Origin of the sequence: Chromobacterium rhizoryzae, from assembly GCF_020544465.1 — a bacterium.
Lineage (GTDB): Bacteria > Pseudomonadota > Gammaproteobacteria > Burkholderiales > Chromobacteriaceae > Chromobacterium.
Genome location: NZ_CP066126.1, coordinates 3,699,220 through 3,718,640 on the forward strand (window position 1 = coordinate 3,699,220; position 19,421 = coordinate 3,718,640).

The window sequence follows — 19,421 nt, forward strand, 5'->3', positions numbered from 1 at the left end:
GCATAAGACCAAGCGGCCGTCACGGCCGCTTTTTTATCGCCCTCGCCTCACTTTCCCACTTCAAAAGCCTCCCCGATCGCGAAAAAAGCGCCGCCGGCGATATAGTGCAAGCTGCGCTTGGCCTCGTCGTCGAAACGCCAATGACCGTCGGCAAACACCTCCGCGTCGGCCTCCGCCGCCACCACTTCTCCGATGAAAAGATCATAGCGCTGCTGGTTCAGCGGCTCGCTGATCACCTTGCACTCCAGATAGGCGATGCAGCCGTCCACGCGCGGTGCGGCCACCTCTTGCGCCGGGATCCGGCTCAGGCCGCTATGCGCGAACTTGTCCACCTGCCTGCCGTCGGCGCCGCCGGCCCGCAACACCGCGGCGGCCTGGGCGCGGCAAGGCAAATTGAGCACAAACTCGCCCGAAGCCTCGATCAACTCCCGGGTATGGGTCGCCTTGTCGATGACCACCGCCACCTTGGGCGGATCGAAATCCAGCGGCATCGCCCAGGCCGCCGCCATCACATTGCTGCGCTCCCCGGCCGCGCTGGACACCAGCACCGTGGGGCCATGATTCAATAAACGATAGGATTTCGCCAGATCGACTGCGAGCAAACGGGACATAAGCAAACTCGAGAAAGCATGAAGCGGCTATTCTAGCCGGAGACTCGGAGGCCCCGCCGGCGCGAATAAAAAAAAGCCCGGCGCTCGCCGGGCGTACAGATTGCTAATTTCAACAAAGGAGAAGTCATCGAGATGACTATCCAGATATAGGACGCTTTATATTGCGTTGCAAGAAACCCGCAAAGCCTTATCAAAACAGGAACATCGGCCCGCTGCCTAACGGATTGCCCTTCCCTTCCAGGCCGATATACACCTTGCGGCCGTAAAAGAAGGGCAAGCCCCAGTCAAAGTAGCTGCTAAGAAAGCCGCTGGCCGGCCCGCCCACCGCAGGCAGAGCGGAGTAACCTTGCGACAACAGCGTTCCAGCATTGCCCAGATTGAAGCCCACCGCGCTGCTGTTGCCGCCGCCACTCAAGGTGGCGTTGAGATTCACGGTGCCGCCGGGGCAGAACCAGGTGCTGCTGCCCACCACGCAGGTGGCGATCGTGGCATCGGCGAAAAAAAGCCCATTGGAACCACTATCCAGAAAGCTGCTGTAGTTGAGCGATTTATAGCTGGTCGTGATCGCGTCCACGCCATTGCCGTCCAGCGTAGTGGGAAAAGCCTTCGCCGAACCCAAAGCATTGTTGCTCTGCGTGCCCACACCGAAGTACAGCGTTCCGGCGGCGCTGGGCGCGCCGCTGATCGCCACCGCCGGCAATTGCAGCATCACCCCGTTATTGTCGCCGGCGAAGGCCGCCACGGGATTGGACACCTGCAAGGCCGCGGCCGCCGGCGCCTGCTGGCAGGTCAAGGCGGAGGGGCAGGTGTAGTAAAAGCCGTTATTGCTAAAGTTGACGCAGTTGCTGCCGCAATCCTGCTGCCGCAGGCCGACGCCCAGAATGCCGTTGGCCCCCAGGACCGACACGCTGCCCAAATTACTCCCCGTCCCGCTGCACGCGCCCGGGATGAAGCCGTAGGCCGGGTCGCTGATGATCTGGATGGGCAGGGAGGACGCCGTCTTGCCGGCCATTTTGACATCGGCGTAGCGGACGCTGCCCCAGGTGAAGCCGCTGGCGAACTGCATGCACTCCGCCAATTGCCGGCTATTCGACGTCACGCCGGGCAGGCTGCCCAGCGTCGATCCGCTCACGGCGCTGGCCAACAGGCGCAAACCGCTGGAGCCGGTATCCACCAGCACCCGGCTGATCGTCTGGCATTGGCTGCCGCCCGGCGCGCACACCGTCACCGACACATAGGGCATATTGATCTGATAAACATTGGCCACCGGCCCGCTGTCTACCGTCAGCGTCACCGAATTGGCCGTCGATCCACCATTGTCCGGCGGCGCGACGCTGCCAACTCCGCCGCCCCCTCCTCCGCACGCCGTCAACAATAAGGCGCAGCTCAACACCAGCCCAAAGATAGCCTGTTTCATCTCGTCCCCGCCCTGATTATTTGAGTTGATCGATGTCGAGGCCAGCCGGCACCAGCGCGGGCACATAGGCCAGGCCGAAGAAAGCGCGCGCGCGCCCGGCGGAGATCACCGTCAGCCCAGGCCCTCGGCCTTCCAAGCGATTCAGACCGGCCCGATTGGACTGCTGCGAGGAAACATAACTGGGAAAGTAATCGCCAAGCAGCTGCCTCATATCCGGCAGCGACGCGCCCTGCCACGCCACCGCGAACACAACGCCGTCCGTCTGCCGGACGAACTCGCGGATGAGGCGGCCGGCCTCATCCCGGCTCTGCGCCACGGAATAGACCGCGGGCGGCGCGGCCTTCAAAGCCAGCGCTTGCGGAGCAGCGGCCGCGCGGCCCGCCGGCAAGGGCTGCCCCAAGGTGGCCAAGGCAGGACTGGAGAACAGGCTGAAGCTGAGGCAGAGCAGCAAGGCGCGCCTCGTCAGAAAAGACGTCTGCATGAATACCCCTATCGAATGGAAACGACCGCCGCCCCCGGATGCTTTGCCCGGGACTTCTGAATATGCGCGGCGTCGACGCCGCCATCAAAATATAGCACCTCAGCATGAAACGGCTGCCCGATCGAACGGAAGGGAAGAAACGTAGACCATAAAAAAAGGGGGGCGAAAGCCCCCCAGCGTCCTCAAAATTCGACCAGCTGCCCGCCAGTCAAATCCTGGATTTCTCCATCAATACGCCAGCGAATCGTCATGCCGAGTCGTCACCAGCTTGCCCGCGCCCAAGGACAGCATCAGCAGGGCGACGCGTTCATGAACGATCACGGTATGGGTATTGCCGGAAAACTGCATGTAACGCCGCAAGTCCTCGCGCACTTTGCGCGAGCCGGTCACATCGATGATGATGTCGATGCTGCTGCCCTGCTCGGCCAGCTCGATAAAATTATCGGTGACGGAAATGCCGCGCTGCTGGGCCAGCAAAATGCCCGGCGAATCCAGATTCAAGTCCGCCACCCCCACCATCCCGACGAAGGGCGCGTCCAACAGCTGCCGCAACAGCGGCGTTCCGGTTTCACCCGCGCCTATCATGCCTACTTTGATCTGTTCCATGCGGCCACCTGAATATGACTATCAAATAAACACCGCACTGTAACAGCTTTAGCCCAGGTCGCTATTTGAGCCAAATCAAGCGGAGCTGCGGGAAGGCCCCACAATGCAGCAGGCCCGGACATCGCCGGGCCTGCGAGCGTAAAGCCTAGAAGGGGTTCAATGCAGATTTTGCTGCGACAAAAAGCGTAGATAGCCAACGCCCTCCAACCAGAAACCGCCATCGGCCAACGGCGTCGCCTCCTCCAGATCCGCCACGGTCAACACCAACTCCTGACCATCCAGATTGGCCTCCAGCACCACATCGTCGTCATCGGAAAACTCTTCGGAAGCCGTATGGAAATCCGGCTTCACGAACTGATTGTTAACCTGAATATAGTCGGACTCATTCAGCAGACGCAGGATGTTCATGGCGACCTCCTAATGATGCGGTGAGAGACAAGGTCCAACAAGACAGCAAAGGCGGCGCCGGTTCCAAGCGTCGCGAGCGCTCCCCGCAACGGCTCAACGCCTACAACCAGCCTCGCTCGGCAAAGGATTCCGCCCGCGCGCCGGTCACGACGAAGTGATCCAGCAACCTTATATCGACCAACTGCAGCGCAGCTTTTAATGTATTGGTTAGAGAATGATCGGCGGCGGATGGTTCGCACACGCCGGATGGATGGTTATGGGCAATGATCACCCCCGCCGCGTTATTGGCCAGGGCCCGCCGCACCAGTTCGCGCGGATAGACCCGGGTTTCGGTCAGGGTGCCTCGAAACAACTCTTCTACCGCTATCACTCGATTCTGCACGGTCAAAAACACGGCGACGAACACTTCCACGTCCTTGCCTGCAATCGCCAGCCTCAGAAAATCGCGCACCTGCCCCGGATCGCGCAAGGCGTCCGTCAGACTCATATTCTCCGCCAAGGCCCGCTGCGCCAACTCCTTGCAGGCCATCAGCTGCGCGTATTTGGCGGCGCCCAGGCCCCTGCGCGCCCGGAACTCTTCAAAACTGGCGTTGAGCAAGCCGGACAGCGAACCGAAGTCCAGCATCAACTGCCTGGCCATCTCCACCGCGCTCAAGCCTTGCATGCCGGTGCGCAGAAAGATGGCGAGCAATTCGGAGTCCGACAACGCCGCCGCTCCCTGGGCCAACAGCTTTTCACGGGGACGCTCGGCCTCCGGCCAATGGGCGATAGACATCTGCACGCTCCTCCTCTGGCTATAGCACTGTTTTCAAGGTCAGACCAAACGCGATGAGGCATGGCTCACCATATCATCGAAGCAATATGCCCGCCAGCGCGCCCAGTCCGTGGAAATCCGCTAAAATTGGACATTTACCGCCTGTTGCGACAAGTCCATGACAAGCAAGAAAATTCTGCTAGGCATTACCGGCGGCGTCGCCGCCTACAAGGCGGCGGAGTTGACCCGCCTTCTCGTCAAAGCCGGCCACAGCGTGGAAGTGGTGATGACGGAAGCGGCCACGCGCTTCGTGACTCCCGCCACCTTCCAGGCCTTGTCCGGCCATGCGGTGTACACCGATCTGTGGGACGAGCGCCCCAGCAACGCAATGGCCCATATCGACCTGTCGCGCCGCGCCGATGTTTTCCTGATCGCGCCGGCCACCGCCAACACGCTGTTCAAGCTGGCCCACGGCGCCTGCGACGATCTGCTGTCCACGCTGGCCGCCGCCCGCGCCTGTCCGCTGATCGTGGCGCCGGCGATGAACCGGCAGATGTGGGACAATCCGCCCAACCAGCGCAATGTGGCGCAGCTGCGCGCCGACGGCGTCGCCGTCTTCGGACCGGCCAACGGCGCCCAGGCCTGCGGCGAAACCGGCGAGGGCCGCATGCTGGAGCCGGAGGAGATCGCAGAGCTGCTGGAAGGGTTTTTCCGGGCCAAAGTGCTGGCCGGCAAGAAGGTGCTGCTCACCGCCGGCCCCAGTTACGAGGCCATAGACGCCGTGCGCGGCATCACCAATATCAGCTCGGGCAAGATGGGCTACGCGCTGGCGCGCGCCTGCCGCGACGCCGGTGCCGAAGTCACGCTGATCTCCGGCCCCACCGGCATGGAGGCCCCGCTGGGCATGCGCCGCATCGACGCGGCCAGCGCCCGGCAAATGCACGACGCGGTGATGACCGAGGTGGGACGCAGCGATATTTTCATTTCCGTCGCGGCGGTGGCCGATTACCGGGTCAAGAACCCGTCCGTCCACAAGATCAAGAAAGGCGCGGCGCCGCCCAGCCTGGAACTGGAGGAAAACCCGGACATTCTCGCCGCCGTCGCCTCCTTGCCCGCCGCTCCGTTCTGCGTCGGCTTCGCGGCGGAAAGTCAGAACCTGCTGGAGTTCGCCGAAGCCAAACGCCTGCGCAAAAAGCTGCCGCTGCTGGTGGCCAACCTGGCGCAGCAAGCCATGGGCGCCGACGACAATCAGGTGGTGCTGCTGGACCAGAACGGCCCCCACCCCTTGCCCGGCATGCCCAAGCCGGACGTGGCCAAGGCCATTGTCGAACATCTGGCCCAGCTGTTGCCGCACAAGCAATAAGCCATCAACACCGCGGCTGCCCCGCGCAGCCGACAAGAAAGGACTCTCATGAAAAAACCCGTCATCGACGTCAAGATCTTGGATCCGCGTCTGAAGCAGAATCTGCCCAACTACGCGACGCCGGGCTCCGCCGGGCTCGACCTGCGCGCCGCCATCGAGCAGGACATCACCATCGCTCCGGGCGAAACCCAGTTGATCCCCACCGGCATGGCCATCCACATCGCCAACCCCAACCTGGCCGCCATGCTGCTGCCGCGCTCCGGCCTGGGCCACAAGCACGGCATCGTGCTGGGCAATCTGGTGGGCCTGATCGACTCCGACTACCAGGGGCAGTTGTTCGTATCGGTCTGGAACCGCGGACACGAGCCGTTCCGGCTGACGCCGCTGGAACGCATCGCGCAGATGATCATCGTGCCCATCGTCCAGGTGGGCTTCAATATCGTCGACGACTTCGACAGCTCGGAACGCGGCGACGGTGGCTTCGGCAGCACCGGACGCAACTGAGGCCGGCCGCCGCGCGATTGCCTATACTCACACCGTAGCGCAGCCGGCCTCGCACGGCCGGCTTGCGCCGCGCACGCGACCACCGCCCTCAATCGCCGGCAAAGGATGTCCAGGCATGACGCAAGCCCCTCAAGAGGACGACAGCAAGCGGATTCTCGACAATCTGGTCGAACTCACCTCCCAGCGCGAACAGGACATGCTGGAAAGCAGCCTGGCCTCCACCTTGGTCGAGGTGATGCGGGTGGACAAGGTGGAGTTGTTCGCCTGTCGCTGGGTCAACGGCGTGCCCTACACCCGCCGGCGCCTGAGCGCCTCCTCCGTGGACGGCAAGACCCAGATTACGGAAACCGCCAACGACAGTTGGCTGCCGCCGCCCATCTTCCTTTACGACCTGCTCAACTCGCTGGACAGAGACGAGGGCATTTTCCGCATTCCCCACGGCCTATGCCTGCCCTTGCGTTGCATGGGCAGCATCGTGTCCCTGCTGGTCATCCACGTGACGGCGGAGCAAAAGGTCAACAAGGCCATGCTGAAAGCCATGGCCAGGATTCACGAAAACTTCCTGCGCCTGCTGTTCGAGGCGGACCGGGACATGCTCACCGCGCTGAACAATCGCCGTAAATTCGATTTGCGCCTGTTCAACCTGATGGCGGCGCAATTGCAATCCCCCGGCGAAAACCACGCCTGCACCTTGGCGCTGCTGGACGTCGACCATTTCAAGCAGGTCAACGACCAGTTCGGCCACATGGTGGGCGACGAGGTGCTGCTCTTGCTGGCGCAACTGATGCAACAGTCGTTTCGCGAAGACGACAGCTTGTTCCGCTACGGCGGCGAGGAGTTCGCCATCATCTTCCAGGGCTTGCCTCCAAACGAAGCCGCGGTGGCGCTGGAGCGCTTCCGCCAGCGCGTCGAGCAATACTCGTTTCCCCAGGTGGGCCGCCTGACCGTCAGCCTGGGCTTCACCCGCATCCTGCCGCAGCTCTTGCCGGGCCAGCTGGTGGAACAGGCGGACCGAGCGCTGTATTACGCCAAAACGCATGGCCGCAACCTGGTATGCGGTTACGAAGAACTGGTCGCCGGCGGCCAACTGGACAATGCGCAACGCTTTGGCGAGATCGATCTGTTCTAAGCGCCCGTTAAAACAGGCAAGCGGAACCCACTCAAACCATCCAAGCCTTTCGAAGACGGTTTCAGCGCCCTTCGTCCTCCATCCTGCCGACACGCGGCCCATCGTAAACAGATTCCAAATTTTCCCTGCCCCGCGTCCCAAGCAGGCCCTCCGGACGCAAAAAAACCGGCTCCTAAGAGCCGGTTTTCAATTGACGCGATCCCTAGCGGGCGATCAGGCCAGCAGGTGGTTGCTCAGTTCGCGCATGCCGGCCGACAGCATGGCCAGATCCAACACGCTGAACGACTGCAGCTCGGCGAACATCTGCGCGCACACCTCCACTTCGTGATGGCGCTTCTCCATCCACTGCTGCGCAAACGCTTCCGCGCCGGCGGCGTCCTGCAAGGCCTGCCCCGCCAGATTGCGATGCACGCGGTACAGATCGTCGCGCAGTGCGGAGCGCGCCAGCGACTGCCAGCGGTTGTCGCGCGGCAGGCTGGTGATCGCGTCGCGCAGCCAATCCAGCTGCATCGCGTGGCCCAACTGGTAGTAGTTCTTAGCCAGCCGCTCCAGCGGCAATGCGCTGCCTTCGCTGATTTCGATGATGTCCATCAACGGCACGGCAAACTCCAGACGCGCCAGCACCTGCGCCAGCGGCTGCGGCATGCCCGGCTGGCTCAGGCGCGCTTCCAGCGCCTCCACTGCCGGGTAGCTGCCGGAAGCGATCAGCTGAGGCAGTTGCGCCAACAGCGCCTTCACCTTGGCGGCGTACTGCTCGATCACGGCGTTCACCGAGGAGAACGGACGCTTGTTGCGCAGCACCCAACGCGTCACGCGCTCCACCAGCGTGCGCACCAGCACCATCATTTCCACCTGATGATCCGCCGACACCTTGTTGTCCAGCGCTTCGATCTCGCTCCACAGGCGCTCGGCGTCGAACACGCGGCTGGCAATCCACCAGGCGCGGGCGATGTCGCCGGCGGAGAACGGAGACTCTTCCTGCATGCGGAACACGAAGGTGGTGCCCATGCGGTTGATGATCTGGTTGGCCAACTGGTTGGCGATGATCTCCCGCTTCAGCTGATGCTGCTGCATCTGCGCGCCGAAGCGCTGCTGCAACGGTTTCGGGAAGTAATGGGTCAGGATGGACAGGAAGTCCGCGTCGTCCGGCACATCAGTCGCCAGAATCGCCTGATCCAGCGAAATCTTGCTGTAGGACAGCAGCACCGCGATTTCCGGCACGGTCAGACCCTGACGCGCCAGGCGGCGCTCATTGATCTGGGTTTCGGACGGCAGGTACTCGATTTCGCGGTTCAGTTCGCCGGTTTTCTCCATGTGCGCGATCATGCGCGCATGGGTGGTCAGCATCGCGGCGGCCTCCTGGCGTTTGATCGCCAGGATCTGGGTCTGCTGGATATTGTTGCGCAACACCAGCTGCGCCACCTCGTCGGTCATTTCCGCCAGCAGTTGATTGCGCTGCTTCAAGGTCATGTCGCCGGCCTGCATTACGCCGCCCAGCAGAATCTTGATGTTGACCTCGTGGTCGGAGCAGTCCACGCCGGCGGAGTTGTCGATGGCGTCGGTGGCGATGCGGCCGCCGTTCAGCGCGAACTCGACGCGTCCCAGCTGAGTGCACGTCAGGTTGCCGCCTTCGGCCACTACCCGGGCTTGCAAATCGCGGCCATCGACGCGCACCGGATCGTTGGCGCGGTCGCGCGCGTCGGCGTGGCTTTGGCTGGACGCCTTGACGTAGGTGCCGATGCCGCCGTTGTACAGCAGATCAATCTTGGCCTTGAGGATCTCGTGGATCAGCTCGTTCGGCGCCATGCTGTCCTTGTCGGTCTCCAGCCAGGCCTTCACTTCCGGCGACAGCGGGATAGACTTGGCCGAGCGTTCGAAGATGCCGCCGCCCTTGGAGATCAGCTCGCGCTTGTAATCGGTCCAGCTGGAACGCGGCAGTTTGAACAGACGCGCGCGCTCGGCGTAGCTCTTGGCCGCGTCCGGCGTCGGATCCAGGAAGATGTGCAGGTGGTTGAACGCCGCTTTCAGGCAGATGTGCTCGGACAGCAGCATGCCGTTGCCGAACACGTCGCCGGCCATATCGCCGATGCCGATCACGCTGAAATCCTGCTCCTGGGTGTTGACGCCCAGGTGGCGAAAATGGCGCTTGACCGATTCCCAAGCGCCGCGGGCGGTAATGCCCATGCCCTTGTGGTCGTAACCCGCGGAACCGCCGGAGGCGAAGGCGTCGCCCAGCCAGAAGCCGTAATCGGCGGAAATGCCGTTGGCGATGTCGGAGAAAGTGGCCGTGCCCTTGTCGGCCGCCACCACCAGGTACGGATCGTCCGGATCCAGGCGGCGCACATCCGCCGGTGGCACGATCTGGCCGTTCACCAGATTGTCGGTGACGTCCAGCAGCGCGGAGATGAAGATCTTGTAGCAGGCGACGCCTTCCGCCAGGAACGCCTCGCGGTCGCTAGGCGCCGGCAGTTGCTTGCCGACGAAGCCGCCTTTGGAGCCCATGGGCACGATCACCGAGTTCTTCACCATCTGCGCCTTCACCAGGCCCAGCACTTCGGTGCGGAAATCTTCCATGCGATCGGACCAGCGCAAGCCGCCGCGCGCCACTTTGGAGCCGCGCAGATGCACGCCCTCCACGCGCGGGCTGTACACCCAGATTTCGAACATCGGGCGCGGCTGCGGCAGGAAGGGAAGCAGATTGGATTCCAGCTTGAACGAGATATAGGACTTGAACTCGCCGTCGGCGCCCTTCTGCCAGAAGTTGGTGCGGCGGGTGGCCAGGATCACCGACAGGAAACCGTTCAGAATGCGGTCTTCGTCCAGATTGGCCACGCCGTCCAGCTGCTCGCGCAGCTTGGCCAGCAAGGCGTCGGCGCGCGCGTCGTCGGCATGCGCCGGGTCCAGACGCACGGCGAACAGTTCAACCAGCAAGCGGGTGATGGCCGGGTAATTGGCCACGCACTGCTCGATGTAAGCCTGGCTGAAGGTCAGGCCGCCCTGGCGCAGGTACTTGGCCAAGGCGCGCACCAGCGAAATTTCACGCCAGTCCAACCCGGCCACCAGCGCCAGGCGGTTGAAGCCGTCGTTCTCGCAACGTTTGGCGAACACCTGGGTCAGCAGCTCCTGGAAGTCCTGCTGCACTTCTTCGCTGGCGATCTGCTCTTCCGCGGAGCCCACGTCCAGGCCGAAGTCGCTGATCCACACCTGACGGCCGTCCGCGCGCTGCACGCAGTACGGATGCTCGTCGCGGACCTTGACGCCCATGTTTTCCAAAATCGGCAGGCTGGCGGACAGGCCCAACGCCTCGCCTTCGCGGAACAGCTTCAGATTGAAAGCCGAGGCGCCGCGATGGAAGGGCCGGTACAACTTCATCGCCAGCGGGGAGTCGGCGTTGACCGATTCGATATGCTGGATGTCCAGCACCGCGTTGCGCACCGCGAACTCTTCGCGGTAAGCCACCGGGAAAGCGCCCTTGTAACGGTTGAACAGCGCGTTGCCCAGTTCTTCGCCGTGGGTTTCCACCAGCAGTTGATGCAGCTCTTCCACCCAGCCGCGCACCAGGCGGGCGATTTCGGCCTCGATGTCGGCCTCGTGGAATTCCGGCAATTTGGCGGCGTTGGTGCGGATGATGTAATGCACTCGTGCCAGCGAGCCGTCGCTGATCTGCACGCTGAACTCGGCGCTGGTGCCGTTGAAGGCGTTCATCAACACCTTCTCTATCTTCAGGCGCACTTCGGTGTTGAAGCTGTCGCGCGGCACGTAGACCAGGCAGCTGACGTAGCGGTGGTAGCGGTCTTTGCGCACGAACAGGCGCACGCGCGGGCGTTCCTGCAGGCTGACGATGCCCTCGGAGATCGGTCCCAACACCTCGGCCGGGATCTCGAACAACTCGTCGCGCGGATAGGCCTCCAGCACAAAGCTCAAGGTCTTGGATTTATAGCTGTCGTCCACGTAGTCGCAGTTGCTGACCACGGTCGCCACTTTCTGACGCAGGATGGGCACGTCCTTGGGGGAGTCCTGGTAGGCGCTGGCGGTGTACAGGCCCAGGAAGCGGCGCTCGCCTATCACTTCGCCCTTGTCGTTGAAACGCTTGATGCCGACAAAATCGATGTAGGCCGGGCGGTGAATGATGGAGCGGGTCTGCGATTTGTTCAGAATGATCAGTTGCGGCAGATGAGCCAGTTCACGCAGTTCCTGCGGCAGCTGTTCGAAGCTGGCGGAGTATTCCTTGTCGCCCTGGTCCTTCAAGATGCCCAGACCGGAGGTTTTGACGATCTTCAGGCTGTCCTTGCCGTTGCGGCGCACCAGGTCGTAATCGCAATACCCCATGAACAGGAAGTTGCGCTTGGACATCCAGGCCAGGAAGTCCACCGCCTCCTTGGCTTCCGCCGCGCGTTTGCCCTTGACCAGGGACAGGTCCTTGCTGATGTCGGCCAACACTTCGCGCATCTTGGGTTCGTCGCTCACCACCAAGCGGATGTCTACGATCACGCGGTTCAAATCCGCTTCCAGCTGCTTCAGCACCGCCGGATCGGTGACTCGGTCAATCTGCACGTGGATAAAGGACTCCAGCGGCAGGCTGCGGTCCTCGGTGCGCTTGACCGCCTGGATCGCGCCGTTCTTGTCGCGGCCCACCGACAGCACCGGGTGCACCAACAGGTGCAGGTTCAGGCTATGGCGCGACAGCAGCATGGTGATGGAGTCGATCAGGAACGGCATATCGTCGTTGACCACTTCAATCACGGTATGGGTGCTTTGCCAACCGTCGCGCTCGAAATCCGGGTTGTAAATGCGCGCCTTGTGCTGGCCGGCCGCGCGCTTGGCGCCGAACGCGTAATGCGCCGACGCGGCGCCGAACAAGTCCAGCGACGAAAACTGTCTAAGGTCGGCATGCTCGGCTTCCTCGAAGTAGATCGGGAAGAAGGGTTCGAGCTGGTGTTTCTCCTTTTCGGAAAGCTTGGTCTCTGCTACAGCCTGAATATCGGCGATCAGGCTCGCGAGTTCGGTCTTATTGGTAAGCGACATGTTGCTTCTCTTGTTGTGTGCACGGAGTGTGTCGAGGCATTGTAGATACCCCCTTCATGCCGGGATTTCCTTAATGCGACGTGGACGTACATTTTCATGGAAAAGCCTGTTCGCCCCCATCGAATGCCGCAGGGATAAATCGTGGCGAACGCCACTTTTAGCCTTATAGCAATGCGACGGCGGCTTACAAGTTTCTCTCCCAGCCCCACATTGTACACAAGTCCAAAAAAGAAATATAAGTCATTGATTTTTCATACATTTCACATGAAGCAAGAATATCGGTTAAAATACGAACACTTGCTCACACCGATTGCCAGACAATGGCCCCATCTTGCGCACGGCGGATAACCGTTGCAAGCTGCGGCCAACTACTGGCAAAAGTAGAAAAAACTACAATGGTTCCGGCTTGGGCGAGACACCGTGAGCAGCCTCGTTCCAAGCGCCGGGTTTACAAGCTTGGGTTTGCGTTCGTCGCAACGACGCGAACACCCGATAGAGAAGTAGAAATCCACGCCATGAAAAAAGTCCTGATCGCCTCCGCAGCGGCAGCTCTGCTGTCCGGTTTTTCCGTCCAAGCAGAGACTCTGCGTTTTGGGGTTGACCTCAATTACCCGCCGTTCTCCAAACAAGGCGCCGATGGCAAGCCGCAAGGCTTCGACATCGACATGGCCAATGCCCTTTGCGCCGCCATGAAAGTCAGCTGTCAAATCGTTCCGCAAGACTGGGACGGCCTGATTCCCGCCCTCAACGCCAACAAGTTCGACGCCATTCTGTCCTCGATGCAAATCACCGAGGAGCGCAAGAAAGCCGTCGACTTCAGCCGCAAGTACTACAACATCGCCAGCCGCATCGTCGCCAAATCCGGCACCGCCGTTGACCAGAACAGCTTCAAGGGCAAGAAGATCGGCGTGCTGCGCGCCTCCACTCAGGAAAAGTTCGCCAAAGACTACTGGGGCAAATCCGGCGCCACCATCGTGCCGTACGCCAAGTCGCCCGAGTCCTTCCTGGACCTGAAGTCCGGCCGTGTTGACGCCGTCTTCGTCGATGGCGCCGTCGGCGATCAAGAGTTCCTGAAAACCGCCAACGGCAAGGGCTACGCCTTTGTCGGTCCGAACTACGCCGACGTCAAATACTTCGGCCTGGGCGCGGGCATCGCCGTCAAGAAAGGCAATAAGGCGCTGGCCGAACGCCTGAACAAGGCGATTGATCAGGTGCGCAAGGACGGCAGCTACAAGAAAGTCCAAGACAAGTACTTCAGCTTCGACGTCTACGGCGGCTAAACCCCTCGTAACCGCATCCGTCCCGGCCAAGCGCCCCAGGCGCTGGGCGGCTTGCTGCCGCCCGCACCGCGCGCCTCGCCGGGACTTTTTTGTTCGGCCGTTCCCCCAGCGGCCGAGCAAGGACCGGCCTTGCGCGCAAGGCTGATGAATGAGGCAGTAACACCATGTTTTTGCAAGGTTACCTTCCCAGCATATTGCAAGGAGCAGTGCTCACATTGCAGCTGGCCGGCTCAGCACTGCTCGTATCCATCGTGCTGGGCCTGATTGGCGCGCTGTTCAAATCCGCTCATTCCAAACCGCTGGTCTGGCTGGCGGAACTCTATTCCACCGTGGTCCGAGGCGTGCCCGATTTGGTCTGGATGTTTCTGCTGTTCTTCGGCGTCCAGATGATGATCAACGACCTCTGCGGCCGCATGGGCTGGGAAAGTCCCAATATCGATCCCTTCGTCGCCGGCGTGCTGACCCTGGGCTTCATCTTCGGCGCTTATATGACGGAAACCTTCCGCGGCGCGATGATGGCGGTGCCCAAAGGACAGATGGAGGCCGGCATGGCCTACGGCATGACGCCGCTGCGCGTGTTCTTCCGCATCACCGTTCCGCAGATGATTCGCTTCGCCCTGCCCAGTTTCTCCAATAACTGGCTGGTGCTGGTCAAATCCACCGCCCTGGTTTCGGTCATCGGCCTGAACGACGTGATGTATCGCGCCGACGCGGCCAAATCCACCACCCAGGAACCCTTCACCGTCTATCTGATCGTGGGCCTGCTGTTCCTGGCGATCACCGGGGTGTCCAATCTGCTGTTGGGCAAACTGGAAAAACGCTATTCGCTGGGCGTCAAGGAGAGCGGACTGTGATCGACTTCCAACTGATTCTGGACAAGCTGCCCGCCTTCTTCGGCGGCGGAGACGGCAACGCCGTCATGAGCAGCCGCGACGGCTTGGTGATGACGCTGGAACTGCTGTTCATCTCCCTTATTCTGGGCATGGCGATGGCCGTCCCGATGGCGCTGATGCAAGTCTCCAAAAACCGGCTGGCCTCCGGCGCGGTCCGCGTTTACGGCTATGTCTTCCGCGGCACGCCGCTCTTGGTCCAGCTGTTCATCATTTATTACGGTCTGGCCCAGTTTGGCTGGATCCGCGACAGCTGGGCCTGGCACTACCTGCAGGAAGCCTATTTCTGCGCCATCCTCGCCTTCACCCTGAACACAGCGGCCTACACCACCGAAATCATCGCCGGCCAGATCCGCAACACCCACTGGGGCGAGATCGAAGCCGCCCAGGCCATGGGCATGAGCAAATGGCTGATGATGCGCCGCATTGTGCTGCCCTCAGCGCTGCGCCGCGCTTTGCCCGCCTACAGCAATGAAGTCATCATGATGCTGCAAAGCACCGCCATCGCCGGCCTGGTCACTCTGGCGGACATCACCGGCGTGGCTCGCCGCATCTACGCGGACAGTTACATGGCTTTCGAGCCCTTCCTCACCGCAGGCGCCATTTACCTTGCGCTCACCTTCCTGCTGGTCTGGTTGATGAAGCAGGCGGAAAAACGCTGGCTGGCCTATTTGGCGCCACGCAAGCACTAATGCGGATAGCGATACAGGAACACCATCATGCACACCCCCACCGATAAGAATCTGAAGCTGCAAGTCAGCGATCTGCATAAGAGCTACGGCTCGCACGAAGTTCTGAAGGGCGTGTCGCTGACCGCTCACGCCGGCGACGTCATCAGCATTATCGGCTCCTCCGGCTCAGGCAAAAGCACCTTTCTGCGCTGCATCAACATGCTGGAGCAGCCCAATAGCGGCCGCATTCTCGCCGCCGGCGAAGAGCTCAAGCTGGTATCCGATCGCAAGACCGGCGCGCTCAAGGCCGCCGACGCCAATCAGCTGGCGCGCATCCGCACCAAGCTGGCCATGGTGTTCCAGCACTTCAATCTATGGGCGCACATGACGGTGCTGGAAAACATCGTCGAAGCGCCCATTCACGTGCTGGGACTCAGCCGGGACGAAGCCTGCGCCCGCGCCCGCAAATACCTGGACAAGGTCGGCCTGCGCGGCGTCGAAGACAAGTATCCGGCCCATATGTCCGGCGGCCAGCAGCAGCGGGTCGCCATCGCCCGCGCACTGGCGATGGAACCGGAAGTGATGCTGTTCGACGAACCCACCTCGGCGCTGGACCCGGAACTGGTCGGCGAAGTGCTGCGCGTGATGAAAGACCTGGCCGGCGAAGGCCGCACCATGGTGGTGGTCACCCACGAAATGGGCTTCGCCCGCGAAGTGTCCAATCACGTCATCTTCCTGCACCAGGGCCGGATAGAGGAGCAAGGTCACCCCAAGGAAGTGCTGATCCGCCCGCAAAGCGAGCGATTGGTACAATTCCTCTCCGGCAGCCTGAAATAAATCGTACAATAGGAGAATGTCGCACACCATGCCGGCCTCATGCCCGGCATGGTGTGTTTTTGTAATCTCCACCCTTCGCCGCGAAAACCAATGGGTCAGCATCCGTCCCACCCCGCCAAGCCTCTGCGCTACGGCTTCCTGCTCTTGCCCCATGCCTCGATGGCGGATTACGCCATCGCCTCCGAGGTTCTGCTGCACGCCAATTGGCTGGCGGAGAAAAAACTCTACGAAACCCTGCTGCTTTCCCTGGACGGACAAGCGGTGCCGCTTTCCAACGGCACGCGGCTGGCGGTGGATCTGCCGCTGGACGGCGCCCCCAAGCTGGATTGCCTGCTGATCCTAGCCGACGACATCAATCCCGACTTCAGCCTGGACGTCCTGAGCAAGGGGCTCACCGCCTGCGGTCCGGATAAAATCCAACTGGGCGGCATCGGCTGCGGCAGCTATTGGCTGGCCCGCACCGGACACTTCAACGGCCTGCGCGCAACGATACACTGGCGCGAGATCAGCCGTTTCACCGAAGAGTTTCCGGACATCATCACCTCGTCCAATCTATTTGAAATCGACGGCAAACGCCTCAGCTGCGCAGGCGGAGCGGCCACCTTTGATTTCATGCTGACCCAGGTTGGCAATCAGCACGGCCACGAATTTGTCGCTCAGCTGTCGGAACTGTTCAGCATGGAACGCATCCGTCCTGGCAATGAACGCCAACGCATCCCCCTGGCCACCCGCATCGGCGGCAGCCAGCCCAAGTTGACGGAAGCGGTCAGCCTGATGGAGGCCAATATCGAAGAGCCGCTGAGCACCGACGACATCGCCTACTATGTCGGCGTCTCCCGACGCCAGCTGGAACGGCTGTTCAAACAATACCTGAGCACGGTGCCGTCCAAATACTACCTGGAGTTGCGCCTGAGCCGAGCGCGCCAGCTATTGCAGCAAACCAGCAAATCCATCGTACAGATCGGTCTGGCCTGCGGCTTCTCCAGCGGCCCCCATTTCTCCAGCACCTACCGCAACCATTTCGGCATCACCCCGCGCGAAGAACGCTCGCATCGCACGCAGACCGCGTCGCCGGCTCCGGCCCCCAAGAGCTAGCACCGTCAAACACCGGCGCCGCAACCGTCAGGCGAGGGCACCGGAGCACGCTCCGGCTCGCCTTGGCGCGACAAAGGCAACTCGATCCGGAAGCAAGCGCCGCTGGCCGGGATGTTTTCCGCCGAGATCAGGCCACCGTACTGCTCCACAATCGTCTGGCAGATGGACAAGCCCAGCCCCATTCCGTTTGGCTTGGTTGAAAAGAACGGATGGAACAGCACCTCCAATGAACTCGGCGTAATGCCGCGACCGGTGTCCCGCACCTCCAGAATCGCTTTCTTGCCTTCTCGCCGGGTATGCACAATCACATGGCGCTTCATCATCGGCTCGTCGCGCAAGGCGTCCATCGCGTTTGACAGCAGATTCAGCACCACCTGCTCCAACTGAATGCTGTCGGCCAACACCGCCACCGGGTAACCCGACAACAGCTGAACCACCTCGATGCCGCGCTCCTTCAGATCGTACTCGGCCAGGAACATGCAATTGCCCACCACCTGGTTCAAATCGATCAGCCGCGTCTCGATCGCGCGCTTGCTGACCAAGGCGCGCAAGCGCTTGATGATCTCCCCCGCCCGCTCAGCCTGTGCCACCGCCAAACGCAGCGCCGCGTTCACCTGGGCCGGCGCCTCCTCAACCCCCTCCAGCAACTGAATGCTGGCCTGGCAATAATTAGCGATCGCCGTCAGAGGCTGATTCAGCTCATGCGCGATGCCGGACGCCATTTCGCCCATCGTATGCAGCCGGGCCACATGGGACAATTTCTCCAAATGCTCTTTGACTTTGCTCTCGCTGGCCTCCAACGCCGCCACCGTGCGTTGCCGCAAAGGCCCCAGGTCGCGCAAGGCGCACACCACGCCGATCAGCCCCCCTTCCCGCGAGAACAACGGCGATACCCCACCCTCCACCGAACGAATCTGACCTCGCGCCGACGTCAGCTGCATCCTCTCCGCCAATACCACCGGCTGCGCGGTCCGGAAACACTCTCGGATCGGATCCTCCGCCAGCTCCGCGGCCAACTCGGCCTGCAAGTGGAACACCTCGTGGCAGACGCGGCCAACCACCTCCTCCGCCGCCATGCCCATCAACTCCAAGGCCATCGGGTTTGCCAGCTCGATCGCATGGTCCTGGCGCAGAATGATCACCCCGTCATGAATCGCGCTCAGGGTGACGGACGCCCGTTCACTCTGCAGGAAGATCGCCTCATCCGATTGCTGACGCTCATGCCGCAAAGCCATTCTTTGCAAGTGAACCAGGCCGGCAAACACGAAGAAAGCCAGCAACAAAGACTGCTGCCACAGCCAAGGCAACAACGCCAAGTCCGTCACTCTGACATCCCGAGCCACGCCCAGCACAAAAGGCTGGGCCACGCTGGACAGCGGAAGCCGAGCCTCCAGCCTACGCAACACCGGCCACCAATCACGCTCGGATGAAGTATGCAGGCGCTGAAACAAGGGCGCGCCCGGCGCAAGGACCCCGTCCTGGTACAGGGTCAAGTCCAATCCAGGCAACAAGCGCTCCAGGGCCGGCGCCTGCAATAGGCGATCGCAAAACACCACCAGGCCCACCACGCCGACCAATTTGCCCGGTGCCTTCTCCCTATCTTCGAACAAGGGCTGGAACAAGAAATAAGCGCGTCCACCGCCCTCGTGCAACTCGAACGCGCCGCTGGCCACTCGCTGCCCAGTCTCCAAGGCCCTGCTCAAGGCCGGCCGGAAATAAGCATCGCCCAAAATATCGTAGCCAAACATCGGACCGGCTTCCGGCCGATCCGGCTCCAGCATGGAAATCACCAATGACTGCGGACGCACGGCGGCCGGCCGCCATGCCCGATTGCCCGCCACGTCGAAATCGCGAATGTAAAAGGTCGCGCCAAACTTGCCGCTCATCTGGCGCAAGAAGAGCGGCCTCTCCTCCAAGGGCACGCTTTGAAAAAAGATAAAGGAATGAAGCTGCGGATAATGGGGCAATAGCTCGCGCGCAAAGGTGGACAGCTCAGATGCCTCAAATGGCCGACTTGCCGCCATCAGCGCATCCACGGAAGACAGCACCGACTCATTTTGGTCCAGCTTGCGCGCCACCATTGCATGCGCCCGCTGCGCCACTGATTCGAACTCGTCCCTCAGACGCTGCAGTTCCCCCATCCCCCACAGCACCGTCACCAACAAGGCGCAGAGAGCCCAGGCCAATACAAATAAATGCACACCATCCCGCCTGAAGTTTCTCAAAATTCCCGCCTCGATTCCCGATCTTGATGCTGGAATTCTATTCATAACCAATAGGTTCTGCTGAGTAATTAGCCGAAATTTCAGTAAAAATAAGTGAAAACACAGCCACAAAAAGAACAATGGCT

General features: G+C 61.6%; 16 protein-coding genes. 8 read left to right on the top strand and 8 right to left on the bottom strand.

Features of this window, described 5'->3' with window-relative positions:
• Positions 1 to 47 precede the first annotated feature (47 nt).
• The 6 genes from JC616_RS16680 to radC form a co-directional block, all read right to left on the bottom strand.
• On the bottom strand, positions 48 to 611 hold the full coding sequence (locus JC616_RS16680) for a flavin reductase family protein (RefSeq protein WP_227104339.1): 564 nt from the start codon (positions 609 to 611) through the stop codon (positions 48 to 50).
• A gap of 190 nt (positions 612 to 801) precedes the next feature.
• Entirely contained in the window at positions 802 to 2,028 is a 1,227-nt protein-coding gene (locus tag JC616_RS16685) for a DUF3443 domain-containing protein (protein WP_227104341.1), read from the bottom strand.
• 16 nt (positions 2,029 to 2,044) lie between these two features.
• A complete protein-coding gene (locus JC616_RS16690; protein ID WP_227104343.1) occupies positions 2,045 to 2,509 on the bottom strand; it encodes a DUF2844 domain-containing protein in 465 nt (154 codons plus the stop codon).
• Positions 2,510 to 2,737: 228 nt separating this feature from the next.
• Positions 2,738 to 3,115 (bottom strand): oxidoreductase, encoded by a 378-nt coding sequence (locus JC616_RS16695; RefSeq protein ID WP_019101158.1) that lies wholly within the window; start codon positions 3,113 to 3,115, stop codon positions 2,738 to 2,740.
• A 156-nt stretch (positions 3,116 to 3,271) separates the two neighbouring features.
• On the bottom strand, positions 3,272 to 3,523 hold the full coding sequence (locus JC616_RS16700; protein WP_019101157.1) for a hypothetical protein: 252 nt from the start codon (positions 3,521 to 3,523) through the stop codon (positions 3,272 to 3,274).
• Positions 3,524 to 3,623: 100 nt separating this feature from the next.
• The gene (gene radC / locus JC616_RS16705; protein WP_107798595.1) at positions 3,624 to 4,298 is read right to left on the bottom strand and encodes a RadC family protein; all 675 of its coding nucleotides are present in this window, start codon (positions 4,296 to 4,298) and stop codon (positions 3,624 to 3,626) included.
• Positions 4,299 to 4,455: 157 nt separating this feature from the next.
• On the opposite strand from radC, the gene coaBC reads away from it, so the two are divergent.
• From coaBC to JC616_RS16720, 3 genes are all read left to right on the top strand, one after another.
• Entirely contained in the window at positions 4,456 to 5,640 is a 1,185-nt protein-coding gene (gene coaBC, locus JC616_RS16710; protein ID WP_227104345.1) for a bifunctional phosphopantothenoylcysteine decarboxylase/phosphopantothenate--cysteine ligase CoaBC, read from the top strand.
• A 48-nt stretch (positions 5,641 to 5,688) separates the two neighbouring features.
• Complete coding sequence (dut, locus tag JC616_RS16715) at positions 5,689 to 6,144, top strand: dUTP diphosphatase (protein ID WP_107798593.1); 456 nt, start codon at positions 5,689 to 5,691, stop codon at positions 6,142 to 6,144.
• A 115-nt stretch (positions 6,145 to 6,259) separates the two neighbouring features.
• Positions 6,260 to 7,273: a GGDEF domain-containing protein gene (locus tag JC616_RS16720; protein ID WP_227104347.1), complete on the top strand. Its 1,014-nt coding sequence runs from the start codon at positions 6,260 to 6,262 to the stop codon at positions 7,271 to 7,273.
• Between the two features lie 213 nt (positions 7,274 to 7,486).
• On the opposite strand, the gene JC616_RS16725 is transcribed toward JC616_RS16720, so the two are convergent.
• Positions 7,487 to 12,298 (bottom strand): NAD-glutamate dehydrogenase, encoded by a 4,812-nt coding sequence (locus tag JC616_RS16725; protein ID WP_227104349.1) that lies wholly within the window; start codon positions 12,296 to 12,298, stop codon positions 7,487 to 7,489.
• A gap of 515 nt (positions 12,299 to 12,813) precedes the next feature.
• On the opposite strand from JC616_RS16725, the gene JC616_RS16730 reads away from it, so the two are divergent.
• The 5 genes from JC616_RS16730 to JC616_RS16750 all read left to right on the top strand — a co-directional run bounded on the left by JC616_RS16730 (position 12,814) and on the right by JC616_RS16750 (position 17,071).
• Positions 12,814 to 13,578, top strand: a complete 765-nt coding sequence (locus JC616_RS16730) for an ABC transporter substrate-binding protein (RefSeq protein WP_048407703.1) — start codon at positions 12,814 to 12,816, stop codon at positions 13,576 to 13,578.
• A 164-nt stretch (positions 13,579 to 13,742) separates the two neighbouring features.
• Positions 13,743 to 14,432, top strand: coding sequence for an ABC transporter permease (locus JC616_RS16735; RefSeq protein WP_107798590.1), 690 nt, complete (start codon positions 13,743 to 13,745; stop codon positions 14,430 to 14,432).
• Positions 14,429 to 15,160, top strand: coding sequence for an ABC transporter permease (locus JC616_RS16740; RefSeq protein ID WP_107798589.1), 732 nt, complete (start codon positions 14,429 to 14,431; stop codon positions 15,158 to 15,160). The genes JC616_RS16735 and JC616_RS16740 overlap by 4 nt, the downstream gene beginning before the upstream one ends.
• A 27-nt stretch (positions 15,161 to 15,187) precedes the next feature.
• Positions 15,188 to 15,976 carry an ABC transporter ATP-binding protein gene (locus JC616_RS16745; RefSeq protein ID WP_107798588.1) on the top strand — a complete coding sequence of 263 codons (789 nt, stop codon included), beginning with the start codon at positions 15,188 to 15,190 and terminating at the stop codon, positions 15,974 to 15,976.
• Between the two features lie 90 nt (positions 15,977 to 16,066).
• Entirely contained in the window at positions 16,067 to 17,071 is a 1,005-nt protein-coding gene (locus JC616_RS16750; RefSeq protein WP_107798587.1) for a GlxA family transcriptional regulator, read from the top strand.
• Positions 17,072 to 17,076: 5 nt separating this feature from the next.
• Here the strand turns inward: JC616_RS16750 and JC616_RS16755 are convergent, their stop codons facing one another.
• On the bottom strand, positions 17,077 to 19,341 hold the full coding sequence (locus JC616_RS16755) for an ATP-binding protein (protein ID WP_107798586.1): 2,265 nt from the start codon (positions 19,339 to 19,341) through the stop codon (positions 17,077 to 17,079).
• Positions 19,342 to 19,421 lie beyond the last annotated feature (80 nt).